A 15,667-nucleotide genomic window follows, 5' to 3' on the forward strand; every position below is an offset into this window, starting at 1 on the left:
TCACCTACTGACAAGCCTCCGACAAGGCCTTGATCGAGGCAACGTCGCGGCAGCCGACGAGCAGTGTCGTGACGCCCGCCTTCTCCCACCGGCGGACCTCCTCGCGCACGTGATCGGCATCGCCCACGATGCTGATCTCGGCCACCAGTTCGTCCGGGACCACCTGCGCGGCCTCGTCCTTGCGCCCGGCCTGGAAGAGCTTCCCGATGTCCTGCACGACCTCGCCGTAGCCCATGCGCGTGAACACCTCGGCGTGGAAGTTCATCCCCGGAGCGCCCATCCCGCCGATGTACAGCGCGACGAACGGCTTCAACATCGCCCGCACGGCCGCTGGATCGTCCGTCACGACGACCTGGCAGGTGGCGGCGACCTCGAAGCCCTCCCTGCTCCGCCCCGACTTCGCAAAACCCTCGTCGAGCCATTCGTCGTACATGCCGGCGAGCCGCGGCGCGTAGTAGATGGCGAGCCACCCGTCGGCGATCTCCGACGTCAGCGCCACGTTCTTCGGGCCCTCCGCACCGAGCCAAATGGGCAGGTCAGCGCGCAGTGGATGGGTGATCGACCTGAGTGGCTTGCCCAGCCCCAAAGCACCAGGCCCCTGGTAGGGCAGCGGGTAGTGCGGGCCGTCGTTGCGCACGGGCGCCTCGCGGGCCATCACCTGGCGCAGGATCGACACGTACTCCCTGGTCCTGGCCAGGGGCCGGGCGAACGGCCGCCCGTACCAGCCCTCCACGACCTGCGGCCCGGACACGCCCAGCCCCAGCACGAACCGGCCGCCGGACAGGTGGTCGAGCGTCAGCGCGTGCATGGCGCAGGCGGCCGGCGTGCGTGCCGACATCTGCACGACCGACGTGCCCAGCCGGACCCTCGAAGTCTCGGATCCCCACCACGCCAAGGGGGTGAAGGCATCCGATCCCCACGCCTCGGCGGCGAACACCGCGTCGAAGCCGAACTCCTCCGCCGCCGCCACGAGATCGGCGGCGTTCGTGGGCGGCTGAGCACCCCAGTACCCGAGCTGCAGACCGAGCTTCATGCACCCATCTTGCCACCATTTCGAGAACCTGTTTCACTTTGATCTGTGACTCGGCCGCTGAGTGCTCCGCTCGACGTTGGCTTCGACTACACGCGCTCCCTCGGCCCGACGCTGGGCCGGTTCCTCTCGGATCTGCGCCGCCGCAGGGTGACCGGGATCCGCGGCAGCGACGGGCGCGTGCACGTGCCTCCGCTCGAGTACGACCCCGTGACCGCCGAACGCCTCCACGAGTTCGTGGACGTGGCGGCGACCGGTGTCGTGCGCGGGTGGTCGTGGATCCCCGAGCCCCTCGAAGGGCAGCCGCTCGACCGGCCGTTCGCCTGGGCGCTGATCCAGCTCGACGGCGCGGACACCTCGTTGCTGCACGCCGTCGACGCCGGATCACCGGAGGAGATCTCGACCGGCGCGCGGGTGCGGGTGCGATGGCGTGGCGAACGGGTCGGGGCCATCACGGACATCGAGTGCTTCGAGCTCTCGGACGAGCCGGCCGAGGAACCGGCCGAGGCCGAGGACGTCACGATGGTGACCACGCCGGTCACCCTGCACTACACCCACTCGGCGTCGCCGACGGAGGACCCGTTCCTGCGCGGTCTCATGGAGGGCAGGCTGCTCGGCCAGCGCTGCCCGTCGTGCGAGAAGGTCTACTTCCCGCCGCGCCCGGCCTGCCCGACGGACGGCGTGCCGACGACCGAGCAGGTCGAGCTCGCCGACCACGGCACGATCACGACCTTCTGCGTGGTCAACGTGCCGTTCCTGGGCCAGCGCATCCCACCGCCGTACGTCTCCGCGTACGTGCTGCTCGACGGCGCGGACATCCCGTTCCTGCACCTGCTGCTCGGCGTCGCACCCGAGGACGTGCGGATGGGCATGCGCGTCGAGGCGGTGTGGAAGCCGCGCGAGGAGTGGGGCCCGACGATGCAGAACATCGACCACTTCAGGCCGTCCGGTGAGCCGGACGCGCCGTTCGACTCCTACTCCCAGCACCTGTGAGGCTCGCGTGCGTGACATTGCGGTAGTCGGCTTCGCGCAGACGCCCTGCGTGCGCGAGACCGACGGCACCACCAACGGTGTCGAGATGCTGGTCCCGATCTTCCACGAGGTGCTCGGCGGGCTCGGGCTCACCAAGACCGACATCGGGTTCTGGTGCTCGGGTTCCTCGGACTACCTGGCGGGGCGGGCGTTCTCGTTCGTCTCGGCGGTCGACGCGATCGGCGCGTTCCCGCCGATCGCCGAGTCGCACGTCGAGATGGACGCGGCCTGGGCCCTGTACGAGGCGTGGGTGAAGCTGCTCTGCGGCGAGGTCGACACCGCTCTCGTCTACGGCTTCGGCAAGTCGTCGGCCGGTCAGCTCCGGCGGGTCATGGCGATGCAGCTCGACCCGTACCTCGTCACTCCACTGTGGCCGGACACGCTCGGCCTGGCCGGCATCCAGGCGCGGATGGGCATCGAGAACGGGCTGTGGGACGAACGCGCGATGGCCGCCGTGGCCGCGCAGAGCCGCAGGAACGCCCTGTCGAACCCGCTCGCGCAGCTGTCCGGCGAAGTCGACGCGGACGACCTGCTGGAGCTCCCGTACGTCGTGGACCCGTTGCGGCGGCACGACTGCGCGCCGATCACCGACGGCGCCGCCACGGTCGTGCTCGCCGCCGGAGATCGCGCACGGGAGCTGTGCGAACGCCCGGCGTGGATCACCGGGTTCGAGCACCGCACCGACTCGCCGTCGTTCGGCACGCGCGACCTCACGACCTCCCCGTCCGCGGTCGCCGCGGGCAAGGCGGCGGGCGCCGACGGCGTCCAGGTCGCCGAGCTGCACGCGCCGTTCACCCACCAGGAGATCCTGCTGCGCCAGGCACTCGGGCTCGGCGACGACGTGACGGTGAACCCGTCGGGCGGTGTGCTCGCGGGCAACCCGATGTTCTCCGCCGGCCTGGCGCGCATCGGCGAGGCCGCGCGCCGGATCCACGACGGCACGGCGTCCAAGGTCCTCGGGCACGCGACCAGCGGCCCGTTGCTCCAGCAGAACCTCGTCTGCGTCATGGAAGGGCGGGAGTAGATGCGACCGGCAGCAGTGGTCGGCACCGGCCAGACGCACCACGCGGCGAAGCGCCTCGACGTGTCGATGGCGGGCCTGTGCCGCGAGGCGATCGACCGCGCGATGGCGGACGCCGGCGTGGACTGGTCCGACATCGACGCGGTGGTCCTCGGCAAGGCACCGGACCTGTTCGAGGGCGTGATGATGCCCGAGCTGTTCCTCGCGGACGCGCTGGGCACCGTCGGGAAACCGTTGCTGCGCGTGCACACCGCCGGTTCGGTCGGCGGCAGCACGGGCAACGTGGCGGCGTCGCTCGTCCAGTCCGGCGTGCACGACCGCGTGCTGGCCGTGGCGTTCGAGAAGCAGTCGGAGTCGAACGCGATGTGGGCGCTGTCGGTGCCGACGCCGTTCACCATGCCGGTGCACGCGGGCGCGGGCGGCTACTTCGCGCCGCACGTCCGTTCCTACATCCGCCGGGCGAGCGCGCCCGAGCACATCGGCGCGATGGTCGCCGCCAAGGACCGCCGCAACGGCGCCCGCAACCCCTACGCGCACCTCAAACAGCCGGACATCACCGTCGAGTCCGTGCAGGCCTCGACCATGCTGTGGGACCCGATCCGGTACGACGAGACGTGCCCGTCCTCCGACGGCGCCTGTGCGGTCGTCATCTCGTCGGAGCCCACGTCGGGCCGGGCGGCCTGGATCCGCGCGACCGCGATGCGCACCGAGCCCACGACGTTCGCCGGACGCGACCAGGTCAACCCGCAGGCGGGCCGGGACGCGGCCCGCGCGCTGTGGAAGCAGGCAGGCATCACCGATCCGCTGTCCGAAGTGGACGCCGCCGAGATCTACGTGCCGTTCTCCTGGTTCGAGCCGATGTGGCTGGAGAACCTCGGCTTCACCGACGTCGGCCAGGGCTGGAAGCTCACCGAGGCGGGCGAGACCGAGATCGGCGGCCGCCTGCCGGTGAACCCGAGCGGCGGCGTGCTCTCGTCCAACCCCATCGGCGCCTCCGGGCTCCTGCGCTTCGCCGAGGCCGCCATGCAGGTCATGGGCACCGCGGGAGACCACCAGGTGGACGGCGCGCGGGTCGCGCTGGGCCACGCGTACGGCGGTGGGTCGCAGTTCTTCGCCATGTGGGTCGTCGGATCGGAGAAGCCATGAAGTTCACCGTTGGCATCGCCATGAGCCCGCTCGACCAACTCACCGAGCTGGCGAAGTGCGCCGAGGAGTGCGGCTACGCCTCCATCGCGCTGCCGGACTCCCTCTTCTTCTCGGAGAAGGTCTCCGCCGACTACCCGTACACCCCGGACGGCTCCCGGATGTGGAACGCCGACACCCCATGGGTCGACCCGTTCGTCGCGGCCGCCGCGATGGGCGCCGTGACGTCCCGGATCACCTTCTACACGCAGGTGCTGAAACTGGGCTCCCGCAACCCGTTGCTGCTCGCCCGCCAGGTCGGCTCGGTCGCGCACATGACCGGCAACCGCTTCGGCTTCGGCGTGGGCCTCGGCTGGTCGCCGGAGGAGTTCGAGTGGTGCGGAGTCCCGTTCAAGAACCGCGGCGCGCGCGTGGACGAGATGATCGACGTGCTGAAGCTCGTGCTCGGCGGCGGCATGGTCGAGTACCACGGCGACTACTTCGACTTCGACCGCCTGCAAATGTCGCCGGCCCCCACGTCCCCGGTGCCGTTCTACGTGGGCGGCCACTCCCCCGCGGCGTTGAAGCGCGCCGCCCGCGTCGGCGACGGCTGGACGTCGGCGATGATCAAGTTCGAGGAGCTCAAGTCGGTCATCGCGACGCTGGACGACCTGGGCGCGTTCGAGCGGCCGTTCGAGATCCAGGCCGTGTGCATCGACCGGTTCGGGCTCGACGGCTACAAGCAGCTGACCGAGGTCGGCGTGACGGACACGATCGTCGTGCCGTGGCTCTTCTACGGCGTCGGTTTCGACGGCAGCCTGCAGGCCAAGAAGGACGGACTTCGGCGCTTCGCCGACGAGGTGATCGGAGAGTTCGCATGACAGCGGTGACCTGGACGGCGTCGAAGACCGAGACCCCGGCCCGCGTGGCGTCGTGGCGTTCGATGGACTGCGTGACGCGCGGTGCCAAGGACGAGTGGCTGGCCCTGTTCGCCGAGGACGCCGTGGTCGAGGACCCGGTGGGGCCGTCGATGTTCGACAACGAGGGCAAAGGGCACCACGGCAAGGAGGCGATCGCGGCCTTCTGGGACCTGGCGATCGCCAACGTGGAGCGCTTCGAGTTCGCGATGCACGACTCGTTCGCGGCCGGTTCCGAGTGCGCGAACGTCGGCACGATCAGCGCGTTCCTGCCCGGTGGTGCGCGGGTCGACACCGAGGGCGTGTTCGTCTACAACGTGAGCGAGGACGGGCTGATCAAGTCGATGCGGGCGTTCTGGGAGACCGAACGGGCGATGGCGACCCTTCGCGTCGAAGGCTGACGCCACACAGCATGAGGCCCCTCCATCCGCAGGTGGAGGGGCCTCAGTCGTGTCCGGTTGCTCGAAACGGCGTAACGCGGACGTTGATCGGCGCGACCACAAGAAGAATCGAAGGAGGGACTCATGAGAGCAGTGCTCGCCGCCGTACTGCTCATGGCCGTCGCCGCTTGCGGCGCGAGTGGGTCCATCCAAGCCGCGCCGACCACGACCAACGCGATGACCACCACGACAGCGCCGACCACGACCACGAGCAAGACCAAGTTCCTGCAGGTGTGGGAACGGGAACTCACGGCCGCGTCGCCGCGTGCCAAATGTCGGGGTGGTGACGCGTTCACCGCTGACTGCATGCTCGCGCTGGAGAAATTCGCGACCACGATCGAGAAGCTCGTGAAGACCGTTGCGGCTGAAGGCACCAGGTACTTCGACGCGGGCCTGGAGGCGCTCGAAGTCCGGGACGCTGCCCGGACGTGGAACGAGCAGTGCATCACCGAGCCGGCTGAAGTGCGCATCGAACGCGGGTGCTTGCAAGCACTCTTCAAGGCGACCAACGGCGAGGAAGCGATCCTCGCCGAGATCTACGAGGCCGACCAGGCCCGCTGATACGAAGCGGGCCTCAGTCGTGTCTCACGCGTACTGGACGCGGAACTCCTTGATGCCGTTCAACCACCCCGACCGCAGCCGCCGCGGCTCCGCGAGCTGCTTGATGTTCGGCATGGCGTCCGCGATCGCGTTGAAGATCAGGTCGATCTCCAGCCGAGCCAGGTTCGCCCCGATGCAGAAGTGCGCCCCGCTCCCGCCGAAGCCGAGGTGCGGGTTCGGGTCCCGGGTGATGTCGAACGTCTCCGGCGACTCGAACACCTCCTCGTCGAAGTTGGCCGACGAGTAGAACATCCCGACCCGCTGCCCCTGCTTGATCTCCACCCCGCCGAGCTCGGTGTCGGCCATCGCGGTGCGCTGGAACGACACGACCGGCGTGGCCCAGCGGACGATCTCGTCGCCGGCGGTGGCGGGCCGGGAGGCCTTGAACAGCTCCCACTGCTCGGGGTGGTCGAAGAACGCCTTCATGCCGTGCGTGATGGCGTTGCGGGTCGTCTCGTTGCCCGCCACGGCCAGCAGCAGCACGAAGAAGCCGAACTCCTCCGACGCGAGCCCGGCACCGTCCACGTCGGCCTGGACGAGCTTGGTGACGATGTCGGCACGCGGGCACTTGCGGCGGTCCTCCGCCATCGTCCACGAGTAGCCGAGCAGTTCGGTGGCGGCCGTCAGCGGCTCGATCTCGAACTCGGGGTCGTCGTAGGCGATCATCTGGTTGGACCAGTCGAAGATCTTGCGGCGGTCGTCCTGCGGGATGCCGATCAGTTCGGCGATCGCCTGCAACGGCAACTCGCACGCCACGTCCGAGACGAAGTCGCCGCTGCCCTTCTCGAGCGCCTCCGCGACGATCCGCTCGGCGCGGGAGGCGAGCGCCTCGCGCAGGCTGTTCACCGCGCGGGGCGTGAAGCCGCGGGAGACGATCGCGCGCTGCTTGGTGTGGGTCGGCGGGTCCATGTTGAGCAGGAGCAGCCGCTGCATCTCGATGTTGTCGCGCGGCATGTCCTCCTTGAACCGGATGATCGCCGTGTTCTCGCGACTGGAGAACAGCTCGCTGTTGCGCGAGACCTCCTTGACGTCGCGGTGCTTCGTCACCACCCAGTAGCCGTCGTCGGGGAAGCCGGCCGATCCCTGCGGTATGGAGTTCCACCAGATCGGCGCGGTCTGGCGCAGTTCGGCGAACTCCTCGAACGGCAACCTGCTCGCGTACATGTCGGGGTCGGTGAAGTCGAAGCCTTCCGGGATGCGCGGCTTGCTCACGAGCAACCTCCTAGGTGGAACGCGTTCTATCCGATTCAAACACGGTTGCGCCTTGTGTTGAAGCCCCCACACGGCCAATCTGGAGCTTCACAGGAACGTGTTCTAGTTTCTAGGTCGAGGAGGCTCGCGTGGGCAGTCCGGTGATCGTGGGAGCGGTGCGCACGCCCATCGGCAGGCGGAACGGCTGGTTGTCCGGCCTGCACGCCGCCGAGCTCCTCGGTGCGGCACAACGAGCTCTTCTTGACAGGACAGGCCTCGATCCGTCCACCGTCGAACAGGTCATCGGCGGGTGCGTCACCCAGGCGGGCGAACAGTCGAGCAACATCACCCGGACGGCCTGGCTGCACGCGGGCCTGCCGCAGACCACCGGTGCCACCACGATCGACGCCCAGTGCGGCTCGGCCCAGCAGTCCACGCACCTCGTCGCCAGCCTGATCGCCGCGGGCGCGATCGACTCCGGCATCGCGTGCGGCGTGGAGGCGATGAGCCGCGTCCCGTTGCGCAGCAACATCGGCGAGACCGGCATGCCGCGCCCCGACTCGTGGACGATCGACCTGCCCAACCAGTTCGTCGCAGCAGAACGCGTCGCCGCCCGCCGCGGCATCGGGCGCGAGGAGGTGGACCGCTTCGGCGTCCAGTCGCAGAACCGGGCACGGGCGGCGTGGGCGGCGGGCAGGTTCACCGCCGAGGTCGTGCCGGTGAAGGTCGGCGAGGACCTCGTGGACACCGACCAGGGACTCCGCGAGACGTCGCTGGAGGCACTCGCGACGCTCAAACCGGTCGTGCCGGACGGCGTGCACACCGCGGGCACGTCGTCGCAGATCTCCGACGGCGCCTCGGCCGTGATGGTCGTGGACGAGGAGTTCGCACGAGCCCACGGCCTGAAGCCCCGCGCACGGATCGTGACGCAGTGCCTGGTCGGCTCGGACCCGTACTACCACCTGGACGGCCCGGTCGACGCCACCGCGCGGCTGCTGAAGCGCAGCGGCATGAAGATGGCGGACATCGACCTGTTCGAGGTCAACGAGGCGTTCGCGTCCGTCGTGCTGTCGTGGGCGGCGGTGCACCGGCCGAACCTCGACCGGGTCAACGTCAACGGCGGCGCCATCGCTCTCGGCCACCCTGTGGGCAGCACCGGCACGCGGCTCATCACCACGGCGTTGCACGAGTTGGAGCGGCGGGACGCGACCACGGCGTTGATCACGATGTGCGCGGGTGGGGCCATGGCGTCCGGGACGATCATCGAACGGATCTGAGGTCGGCCGCCGGGTACGGGGTTCGTCTGCTCTCGTGCTGGAAGCGGCGGTAGAAGTCCTTCATGATCGCGGCGACGTCGTTGTGGCGGTTCAGGACGGCCGCGATGCGCGGCGGAACTCCCTGTGAGCGCAGCTGGTGCGCGAACCACATCACCAGGTGCGTGACGGTGTAGTGGCGGTCGTAGCCCTCGTTGAGGGCGAAGAACGCGGTCTCCTCCTCGGACGGGTCGAAGCGTGAGGAGATCGCGAGGCCGTAGTCGGCGAAGTAGAGGCGTTCGCCGTCGGTCAGGATGTTCTGGAAGTGGCCGTCGAAGTGCAACAAGCCCTGGGAGTTCATGAAACCCACCCCGGCCGCCAGCTCGCGTTCGACCGTCTCGCAGGCGCTTTCGAGGTCGGCAACGCCGTCCAACCAGTCGTGCAGGTTGTGCGGGAAGTGCTCGAGGAACAGCGCGATGCTCGACGTCGACGCCCGCAGCGCTTCGATCCGCGGAGCGATCTCCGGCCCCCAGTAGGCGACCGCCCGCTCCAGTTCCTCGGGCAACGTCTGGCCGTGGTGCGGCAAGACGCGCCAGTGGTACATCAGTGGGAAGCCCTCGTGCTCGCCGTCGAGCACCCAGTTCGTGGTCATCGTGTGGACGGCCAGCTCGCGCCACGCGCCGAAGCCCGCCGCGCCGATCAGGCCGACGCCGTAGTGGGTGTGCACGGGCAGGTCGTGGAGGTTCGCCGTCGACCCGGGGTTCCGCGCTTCCAGGTCCGTGAGGGGCAGCCGCTTCACGAACACCCGCGTACCCCCGACGTCCAGCACCGCCGTCGGCCCGCCGATCCCCGCCCCACCGGGCTCGGCCCTTTGCAGCAGCTCAGCCACCTCGTGATCGCTCAGCCGGGACAGCGCGGCGGACACGGCGGCGTGTGCGGCGAGACGGGTCACATGATCGAACCTACTCGGCCCCGTAGACCGGCACCGGGTGGTCGTCCGCGACCAGCTTGCGCACCACAGCCCCCAACTCCTCCACAGACCAGCGCGCCCCCTTGTCGACCTCCGGCCCGCGCCGCCACCCGTGCACCACGCAGACGCGCCCGCCGTCGACCTCGAACATCCGCCCCGTCACGTCCCCGGCCTCCTCGCTGCCGAGCCACACGACCAGCGGCGAGATGTTCTCCGGCGCCATCGCGTCGAAGCCGTCCTCCGGCGCCGCCATCATGTCCGCGAACGTCGCCTCGGTCATGCGGGTGCGGGCGGCGGGGGCGATCGCGTTGACCGTGACGCCGTAGCGGGCCAGTTCGGCGGCCGCGACCAGCGTCATCGAGGCGATGCCCGCCTTGGCCGCCGAGTAGTTCGCCTGGCCGACGCTGCCGAAGAGGCCCGCGCCGGACGACGTGTTGATCACGCGGCCCGACACCGCGCCGCCGGCCTTCGCGACTCCGCGCCAGTGGGCGGCGGCGTGGTGCAGCGTTGCGAAGTGGCCCTTGAGGTGGACGCGGACGACCTCGTCCCACTCGTCCTCGCTGCAGCCGACGACCATGCGGTCGCGCACGATGCCGGCGTTGTTGACCAGCACGTCGAGGCCGCCGAACTCCGACACCGCGGTCTCGACCAGCCGCCGCGCGCCCGCCCAGGTGCCGACGTCGTCGGTGTTGACGACGGCCCGCGGGCCGATCTGCTCCGCCACCTCGCCCGCGACGGCGGCGGACAGGTCGTTCACCACGACCCTGCACCCGGCGGCGCCGAACGCCAGCGCGTGGGCCCGGCCGATGCCCCGGCCCGCTCCCGTCACGATCACGACCCGGCTCATGCGGTACCCCCATCGGCAGCGGTCAGGAACGCGGGTGCCTCTCCCCCGCCGTGAACGACCAAGGTCGCGCCGCTCACGTAGGACGCCAGCGGTGACGCCAGGAACACGGCGCACGCGCCGACCTCGTCCGGTGACGCGAGACGCCCCAACGGAACAGTGCGAGCCACGGCCTCGATCCCGGCCTCGGAGCCGTAGTGCAGGTGTGACTGCTCGGTGCGCACCATGCCCACGGCCAGCGCGTTGACCCGCACCTTCGGCGCCCACTCGACGGCCAGCGAAGACGTCAGGCTGTCGAGACCGGCCTTGGCGGCGCCATAGGCGGCGGTGCCCGGCGAGGGACGCCGTCCGCTCACGCTGCTCACGTTGACGATCGAGCCGGAACCTTGCTCCTGCATGACCTCGTTGGCCGCCTGGGACACCAGAAGTGGCGCCAGCAGGTTCAGCTCGACGATCTTCGAGTGGAAGCGCGGCGACGCCTTGTCCGCCAGCGCGAACGGCGCCCCTCCCGCGTTGTTCACCACCACGTCCACCCGACCGTGCTCGGCGACGATCCCGGACACCAGCTCGGACACCTGGTCGGCGTCCCGCACGTCGCACGGCACGAACGACGCGCCTTCGACCTCCGCGGGGCGTCGTGCACACGTCACGACGGTCGCGCCCGCGGAGAGGAACGCGCGGGTGATGCCGAGACCGACGCCCCGCACGCCGCCCGTCACCAGGACCACTGCTCCGTGAAGGTCCAGTTCCACAAGCACCTACCCCGGTCGCTTCGGCACTGCTAAATTACCAAGCAATCGCTTGGTTTGGAAGGCGGCTCCATGGGAATCTCCAGCAGCCACACCGAAAACGGCATCATCGAGGTCACCGTCGACTACCCACCGGTCAACGCCATCCCGTCGCAGGGCTGGTTCGAGCTGGCCAGGGCCGTGAGGGCCGCGGGCGAGGACCCGGACGCGCGGGTGGTGGTCCTCAGGGCCGAGAACCGCGGTTTCTGCGCGGGCGTCGACCTCAAGGAGATCCAGCGCGCCGAGGGCTACAACGCGCTCGTGGCGGCGAACCGGGGCTGCGCCAAAGCCTTCGCGGCCGTGTACGACTGCGAGGTGCCGGTGATCGCCGCGGTGAACGGGTTCTGCCTCGGCGGTGGCGTCGGGCTCGTCGGCAACGCGGACGTCATCGTCGCCTCGGACGACGCCACGTTCGGGCTGCCCGAGGTCGATCGCGGAGCCCTCGGCGCGGCGACGCACCTGGCCAGGCTCGTGCCGCAACACCTCATGCGGACGCTGTACTACACCGCGCGCAACGTCAGCGCGCAGACGTTGCACCACCACGGGAGCGTCGTCGAGGTCGTGCCACGCGCACAGCTGGACGAGGCGGCCCGCGAGATCGCCAGAGAGATCGCGAAGAAGGACACGTCGGTGATCCGCGCGGCCAAGGAGGCCATCAACGGCATCGACCCGCAGCGCGTGCACCAGAGCTACCGCTTCGAGCAGGGCTTCACCTTCGAGCTCAACCTCACCGGTGTGTCGGACCACGCCCGGCAGGCCTTCCTGGACGGACACCATGCGCGACAAGCGAATGACGGCTGACGAGGTCGTCGGCACCATCAAGGACGGGATGACCGTCGGCATCGGCGGCTGGGGCTCGCGGCGCAAGCCGATGACGCTGGTCAAGGCGTTGCTGAAGAGTCCTGCCGCAGACCTGACCGTGGTCACGTACGGCGGCCCGGACGCCGGGTTGCTGTGCGCGGCGGGCAAGGTCCGCAAGCTCGTCTACGGGTTCGTCTCGCTCGACTCGATCCCGTACGACCCGTGGTTCAAACGGGCGCGCGAGACCGGCGCGATCGAGGTCCTCGAACTCGACGAGGGCATGTTCCAGACGGGGCTGCGGGCCGCCGCGCACCGGTTGCCGTTCCTGCCGATCAGGGCGGGTCTCGGCTCGGACGTGCTGACATACGCGCCGGAGCTCAAGACCGTGCGGTCGCCGTACGACGACGGCGAGGAACTGGTCGCGATGCCGGCGTTGAAGCTCGACGTCGCCCTGGTGCACCTGAACCGCGCGGACAAGCACGGCAACGCCCAGTACCTCGGGCCCGACCCGTACTTCGACGACCTGTTCTGCCTGGCCGCGGACCGGCGTTACGTCTCGTGCGAGCAGGTCGTGGAGGCGTTCGACGGTCCGCCGCAGACGTTGCTGCTCAACCGGATGATGGTCGACGGCGTGGTGGAGGCGCCCGGTGGAGCGGGGTTCACGAGCTGCGTGCCCGACTACGGCCGCGACGAGGCCCTCCAGCGCGAGTACGCCAACGCCGCCACGGACCTGGGGCAGTGGCCGGACTTCTACGAGAGGTTCCTCGGATGAGCGACATCACGCGAGCAGAGGTCTGCGTCACGGCGTGCGCCGACCTGTTCCTCGGCGCCGGTGAGACGCTCGCCAGCCCGATGGGCCTCATCCCGTCCCTCGGGGCGAAACTGGCCAGGCTGACGAACGAACCCGACCTGCTGCTGAGCGACGGCGAGGCGTTCCTGCTCACGCCCGAGTCCACTGTGGAGGGATGGCTGCCGTACCGGAAGGTGTTCGACGTCGTCGCGCACGGCCGCCGGCACGTCGTGATGGGCGCGAACCAGGTAGACCGGTTCGGCAACCAGAACATCTCCGCGATCGGCGACCACGCCCGGCCTACCAGGCAACTCCTGGGCTTCCGGGGTGCGCCGGGCAACACCGTCAACCACCGCACCAGCTACTGGGTGCCGCGGCACAGCCCGCGCGTGCTGGTCGAGGCCGTGGACGTGGTGTCCGGTGTCGGCTACGACCGCGCGGCCGGGCCGTTCCACGACGTCCACCGCGTGGTCACGAACCTCGCCGTGCTCGACTTCGGGACCCCCGACCACTCGATGCGCATCGTCTCCGTGCACCCCGGCGTGTCGGTCGACGAGGTCCAGGAGCAGACGTCGTTCCCGCTCGTCGCCGAGGACGTCGGCGAGACCCGCCTGCCGACCGGCGAGGAACTGGACCTGATCAGGACGAGGCTCGATCCGCACGGCAAGCGGGACAAGGAGGTGCCGCAGTGAGGACAGCGCTGACCGAGCTGGTCGGTGTGCGGCACCCGGTCGTGCAGACCGGCATGGGGTGGGTCGCGGGCCCGCGGCTGGTCTCGGCGACCGCCGAGGCCGGTGGGCTCGGCATCCTGGCCTCCGCGACCATGACCTACCCCGAGCTCGAAGCCGCCATCAAGGAGACCCGCTCCCGCACGTCGGCGCCGTTCGGCGTGAACCTCAGAGCCGACGCGCACGACGCCCCGGAACGGATCGACCTGTTGATCCGGGAACAGGTGAAGGTCGCCTCCTTCGCGCTGGCCCCGAAACCGGACATGATCGCGAAGCTGAACGACGCCGGGGTCGTGGTGATCCCGTCGGTCGGTGCGGCGAGGCACGCCGAGAAGGTGGCGAAGTGGGGCGCGCACGCGGTGATCGTGCAGGGCGGCGAGGGCGGCGGGCACACCGGTGGTGTCGCGACGACGTTGCTGCTCCCGAGCGTGCTGGACGCCGTCGACATCCCGGTGGTCGCGGCCGGCGGCTTCTTCGACGGCCGCGGGCTCGCGGCGGCGCTCGCGTACGGCGCGGCCGGCATCGCGATGGGCACGAGGTTCCTGCTCACCCGGGAGAGCACCGTGCCGGACGCGGTCAAACAGGCCTACCTCCACCGGGATCTCAACGGCACGGTCGTGACCACCCGCGTCGACGGACTCCCGCACCGGGTCCTGCGCTCGGACCTGGTCGAGCACCTCGAGAGGTCCGGCCGGATCAGCGGCCTGGCGCGAGCCGTCGCGAACGCCGCCAGGTTCCGGCAGCACACCGGGCTGACGTGGCGCGCGATGATCCGCGAAGGCCTGGCCATGAAGCACGGCAGGGACCTCACCTGGTCGCAGGTCGTCATGGCCGCGAACACGCCGATGCTGCTCCGGGCAGGCCTCGTCGAGGGCCGCACCGACGCCGGCGTGCTCGCGTCCGGGCAGGTCGCCGGACTGCTCGACGACCTGCCGACGTGCGCGGATCTGGTCGAGGGGATCGTGAAGGACGCTGAGGCGGCGATCGACCGGCTCAGAGACGTTCGATGATCGTCACGTTCGCCTGACCGCCGCCCTCGCACATCGTCTGCAGCCCGTACCGGCCGCCCGTCCGCTCCAGTTCGTGCAGCAAGGTGGTGAACAGCTTCGTGCCGGTCGCGCCGATCGGGTGGCCCAGCGCGAGCGCTCCCCCGTTCACGTTCACGCGCCCGAGATCGACCTTCAGCTCCTTGGCCCACGCCATGGCCACCGACGCGAACGCCTCGTTGATCTCGAACAGGTCGATGTCCGAAATGGACATCCCGGCGCGCTGCAGCGCGTACTTCGTCGCCCGGATCGGCGCGGTCAGCATGTAGATCGGGTCCGAGCCGCGGGCGGACATGTGGTGCACGCGGGCGCGTGGCGTCAGCTTGTGCTCGCGTACGGCCTGTTCCGACACGACCAGCACCGCCGAGGCGCCGTCGGAGATCTGCGACGACAACGCCGCCGTCGTCCGTCCGCCCGGCCGCAACGGTTGCAGCTTCGCCATCTTCTCGGCGCTGGTGTCCGGACGCGGGCACTCGTCGGCCGCGATGCCGTTGACCGGCGCGATCTCGCGGTCGAACCGGCCCTCCTTGATCGCGGTGATCGCCCGCAGGTGGCTCTGCAGCGCGAAGTCCTCCATCTCGCGCCGCGACAGGTCCCACCGCACGGCGATCAGGTCGGCCGCCCGGAACTGGCTGACCTCCTCGTCGCCGTAGCGGTGCTGCCAGCCCTCGCAGCCCTCGAACGGGCTGCCCACCTGCGAACCGGCCGTCATCGCCGAGCCGATCGGCACCTGCGACATGTTCTGCACGCCGCCCGCGACGACGACGTCGGCCGTGCCGCTCATCACCGCCTGCGCCGCGAAGTGCAGCGCCTGCTGGCTCGACCCGCACTGGCGGTCGACCGTCACGCCCGGCACCTGTTCCGGGAACCCGGCGGCCAGCCAGGACGTCCGCGCGATGTCACCCGCCTGCGGGCCGACGGTGTCCACGCAACCGAAGATCACGTCGTCCACGTCAGTCGGGTCGACGTCCACGCGGTTGAGCAGCGCCGTGATCACGTGCGCGCCGAGATCTGCCGGGTGGACGTGGCTCAGCTCGCCACCACGCCTGCCCGCCGGGGTCCGCACAGCCTCGATGATGTACGCCTCGGCCACG

Annotated in this window: 17 protein-coding genes; 11 read left to right on the forward strand and 6 right to left on the reverse strand. The window is 70.0% G+C overall.

Annotated features, from left to right (window positions below; all coding sequences use genetic code 11):
• Nucleotides 1–4: 4 nt before the first annotated feature.
• Complete coding sequence (locus tag BMY74_RS27435; RefSeq protein WP_089921142.1) at nucleotides 5–1,033, reverse strand: LLM class F420-dependent oxidoreductase; 1,029 nt, start codon at nucleotides 1,031–1,033, stop codon at nucleotides 5–7.
• 45 nt (nucleotides 1,034–1,078) lie between these two features.
• Between BMY74_RS27435 and BMY74_RS27440 the strand changes: the two genes are divergently transcribed.
• The 6 genes from BMY74_RS27440 to BMY74_RS27465 all read left to right on the forward strand — a co-directional run bounded on the left by BMY74_RS27440 (nucleotide 1,079) and on the right by BMY74_RS27465 (nucleotide 6,123).
• Nucleotides 1,079–2,023, forward strand: a complete 945-nt coding sequence (locus BMY74_RS27440) for a Zn-ribbon domain-containing OB-fold protein (protein ID WP_089921145.1) — start codon at nucleotides 1,079–1,081, stop codon at nucleotides 2,021–2,023.
• 7 nt (nucleotides 2,024–2,030) lie between these two features.
• Nucleotides 2,031–3,086 (forward strand): thiolase domain-containing protein, encoded by a 1,056-nt coding sequence (locus tag BMY74_RS27445; protein WP_089921147.1) that lies wholly within the window; start codon nucleotides 2,031–2,033, stop codon nucleotides 3,084–3,086.
• A complete protein-coding gene (locus BMY74_RS27450) occupies nucleotides 3,087–4,229 on the forward strand; it encodes a thiolase domain-containing protein (protein ID WP_089921149.1) in 1,143 nt (380 codons plus the stop codon).
• Nucleotides 4,226–5,086, forward strand: a complete 861-nt coding sequence (locus tag BMY74_RS27455) for a TIGR03619 family F420-dependent LLM class oxidoreductase (RefSeq protein WP_089921153.1) — start codon at nucleotides 4,226–4,228, stop codon at nucleotides 5,084–5,086. Before BMY74_RS27450 ends, BMY74_RS27455 begins: the two co-directional genes overlap by 4 nt.
• A complete protein-coding gene (locus BMY74_RS27460) occupies nucleotides 5,083–5,523 on the forward strand; it encodes a nuclear transport factor 2 family protein (RefSeq protein WP_089921156.1) in 441 nt (146 codons plus the stop codon). The genes BMY74_RS27455 and BMY74_RS27460 overlap by 4 nt, the downstream gene beginning before the upstream one ends.
• 123 nt (nucleotides 5,524–5,646) lie before the next feature.
• Nucleotides 5,647–6,123: a hypothetical protein gene (locus BMY74_RS27465; protein ID WP_143091724.1), complete on the forward strand. Its 477-nt coding sequence runs from the start codon at nucleotides 5,647–5,649 to the stop codon at nucleotides 6,121–6,123.
• Nucleotides 6,124–6,147: 24 nt separating this feature from the next.
• Here BMY74_RS27465 and BMY74_RS27470 read toward each other — a convergent pair whose 3' ends face one another.
• Entirely contained in the window at nucleotides 6,148–7,374 is a 1,227-nt protein-coding gene (locus tag BMY74_RS27470; RefSeq protein ID WP_089921163.1) for a cytochrome P450, read from the reverse strand.
• A gap of 128 nt (nucleotides 7,375–7,502) precedes the next feature.
• Here BMY74_RS27470 and BMY74_RS27475 point away from each other — a divergent pair, with 128 nt between their 5' ends.
• Entirely contained in the window at nucleotides 7,503–8,630 is a 1,128-nt protein-coding gene (locus tag BMY74_RS27475; protein ID WP_089921166.1) for a steroid 3-ketoacyl-CoA thiolase, read from the forward strand.
• Here the strand turns inward: BMY74_RS27475 and BMY74_RS27480 are convergent.
• From BMY74_RS27480 to BMY74_RS27490, 3 genes are read right to left on the reverse strand one after another with little or no spacing between them, the layout of a single operon-like run.
• Complete coding sequence (locus tag BMY74_RS27480; protein WP_089921170.1) at nucleotides 8,614–9,558, reverse strand: protein kinase family protein; 945 nt, start codon at nucleotides 9,556–9,558, stop codon at nucleotides 8,614–8,616. The genes BMY74_RS27475 and BMY74_RS27480 overlap by 17 nt on opposite strands.
• Before the next feature lie 10 nt (nucleotides 9,559–9,568).
• Nucleotides 9,569–10,423 (reverse strand): SDR family oxidoreductase, encoded by an 855-nt coding sequence (locus BMY74_RS27485; RefSeq protein WP_089921173.1) that lies wholly within the window; start codon nucleotides 10,421–10,423, stop codon nucleotides 9,569–9,571.
• Nucleotides 10,420–11,178 (reverse strand): SDR family oxidoreductase, encoded by a 759-nt coding sequence (locus tag BMY74_RS27490; protein ID WP_218159768.1) that lies wholly within the window; start codon nucleotides 11,176–11,178, stop codon nucleotides 10,420–10,422. The genes BMY74_RS27485 and BMY74_RS27490 overlap by 4 nt, the downstream gene beginning before the upstream one ends.
• Before the next feature lie 63 nt (nucleotides 11,179–11,241).
• On the opposite strand from BMY74_RS27490, the gene BMY74_RS27495 reads away from it, so the two are divergent.
• From BMY74_RS27495 to BMY74_RS27510, 4 genes are read left to right on the forward strand one after another with little or no spacing between them, the layout of a single operon-like run.
• Nucleotides 11,242–12,009 (forward strand): enoyl-CoA hydratase family protein, encoded by a 768-nt coding sequence (locus BMY74_RS27495; RefSeq protein WP_089921179.1) that lies wholly within the window; start codon nucleotides 11,242–11,244, stop codon nucleotides 12,007–12,009.
• Entirely contained in the window at nucleotides 11,984–12,781 is a 798-nt protein-coding gene (locus tag BMY74_RS27500) for a CoA transferase subunit A (RefSeq protein ID WP_089921182.1), read from the forward strand. Before BMY74_RS27495 ends, BMY74_RS27500 begins: the two co-directional genes overlap by 26 nt.
• Nucleotides 12,778–13,491: a CoA-transferase subunit beta gene (locus BMY74_RS27505; RefSeq protein WP_089921184.1), complete on the forward strand. Its 714-nt coding sequence runs from the start codon at nucleotides 12,778–12,780 to the stop codon at nucleotides 13,489–13,491. The genes BMY74_RS27500 and BMY74_RS27505 overlap by 4 nt, the downstream gene beginning before the upstream one ends.
• Nucleotides 13,488–14,537, forward strand: a complete 1,050-nt coding sequence (locus BMY74_RS27510) for an NAD(P)H-dependent flavin oxidoreductase (protein ID WP_089921186.1) — start codon at nucleotides 13,488–13,490, stop codon at nucleotides 14,535–14,537. The genes BMY74_RS27505 and BMY74_RS27510 overlap by 4 nt, the downstream gene beginning before the upstream one ends.
• Here the strand turns inward: BMY74_RS27510 and BMY74_RS27515 are convergent.
• Nucleotides 14,521–15,666: an acetyl-CoA C-acetyltransferase gene (locus tag BMY74_RS27515; RefSeq protein ID WP_089921189.1), complete on the reverse strand. Its 1,146-nt coding sequence runs from the start codon at nucleotides 15,664–15,666 to the stop codon at nucleotides 14,521–14,523. The genes BMY74_RS27510 and BMY74_RS27515 overlap by 17 nt on opposite strands.
• Nucleotide 15,667 lies beyond the last annotated feature (1 nt).

It is taken from the genome of Lentzea albida, assembly GCF_900111005.1.
In the GTDB taxonomy this organism is placed as follows: Bacteria; Actinomycetota; Actinomycetes; order Mycobacteriales; family Pseudonocardiaceae; genus Lentzea; species Lentzea albida.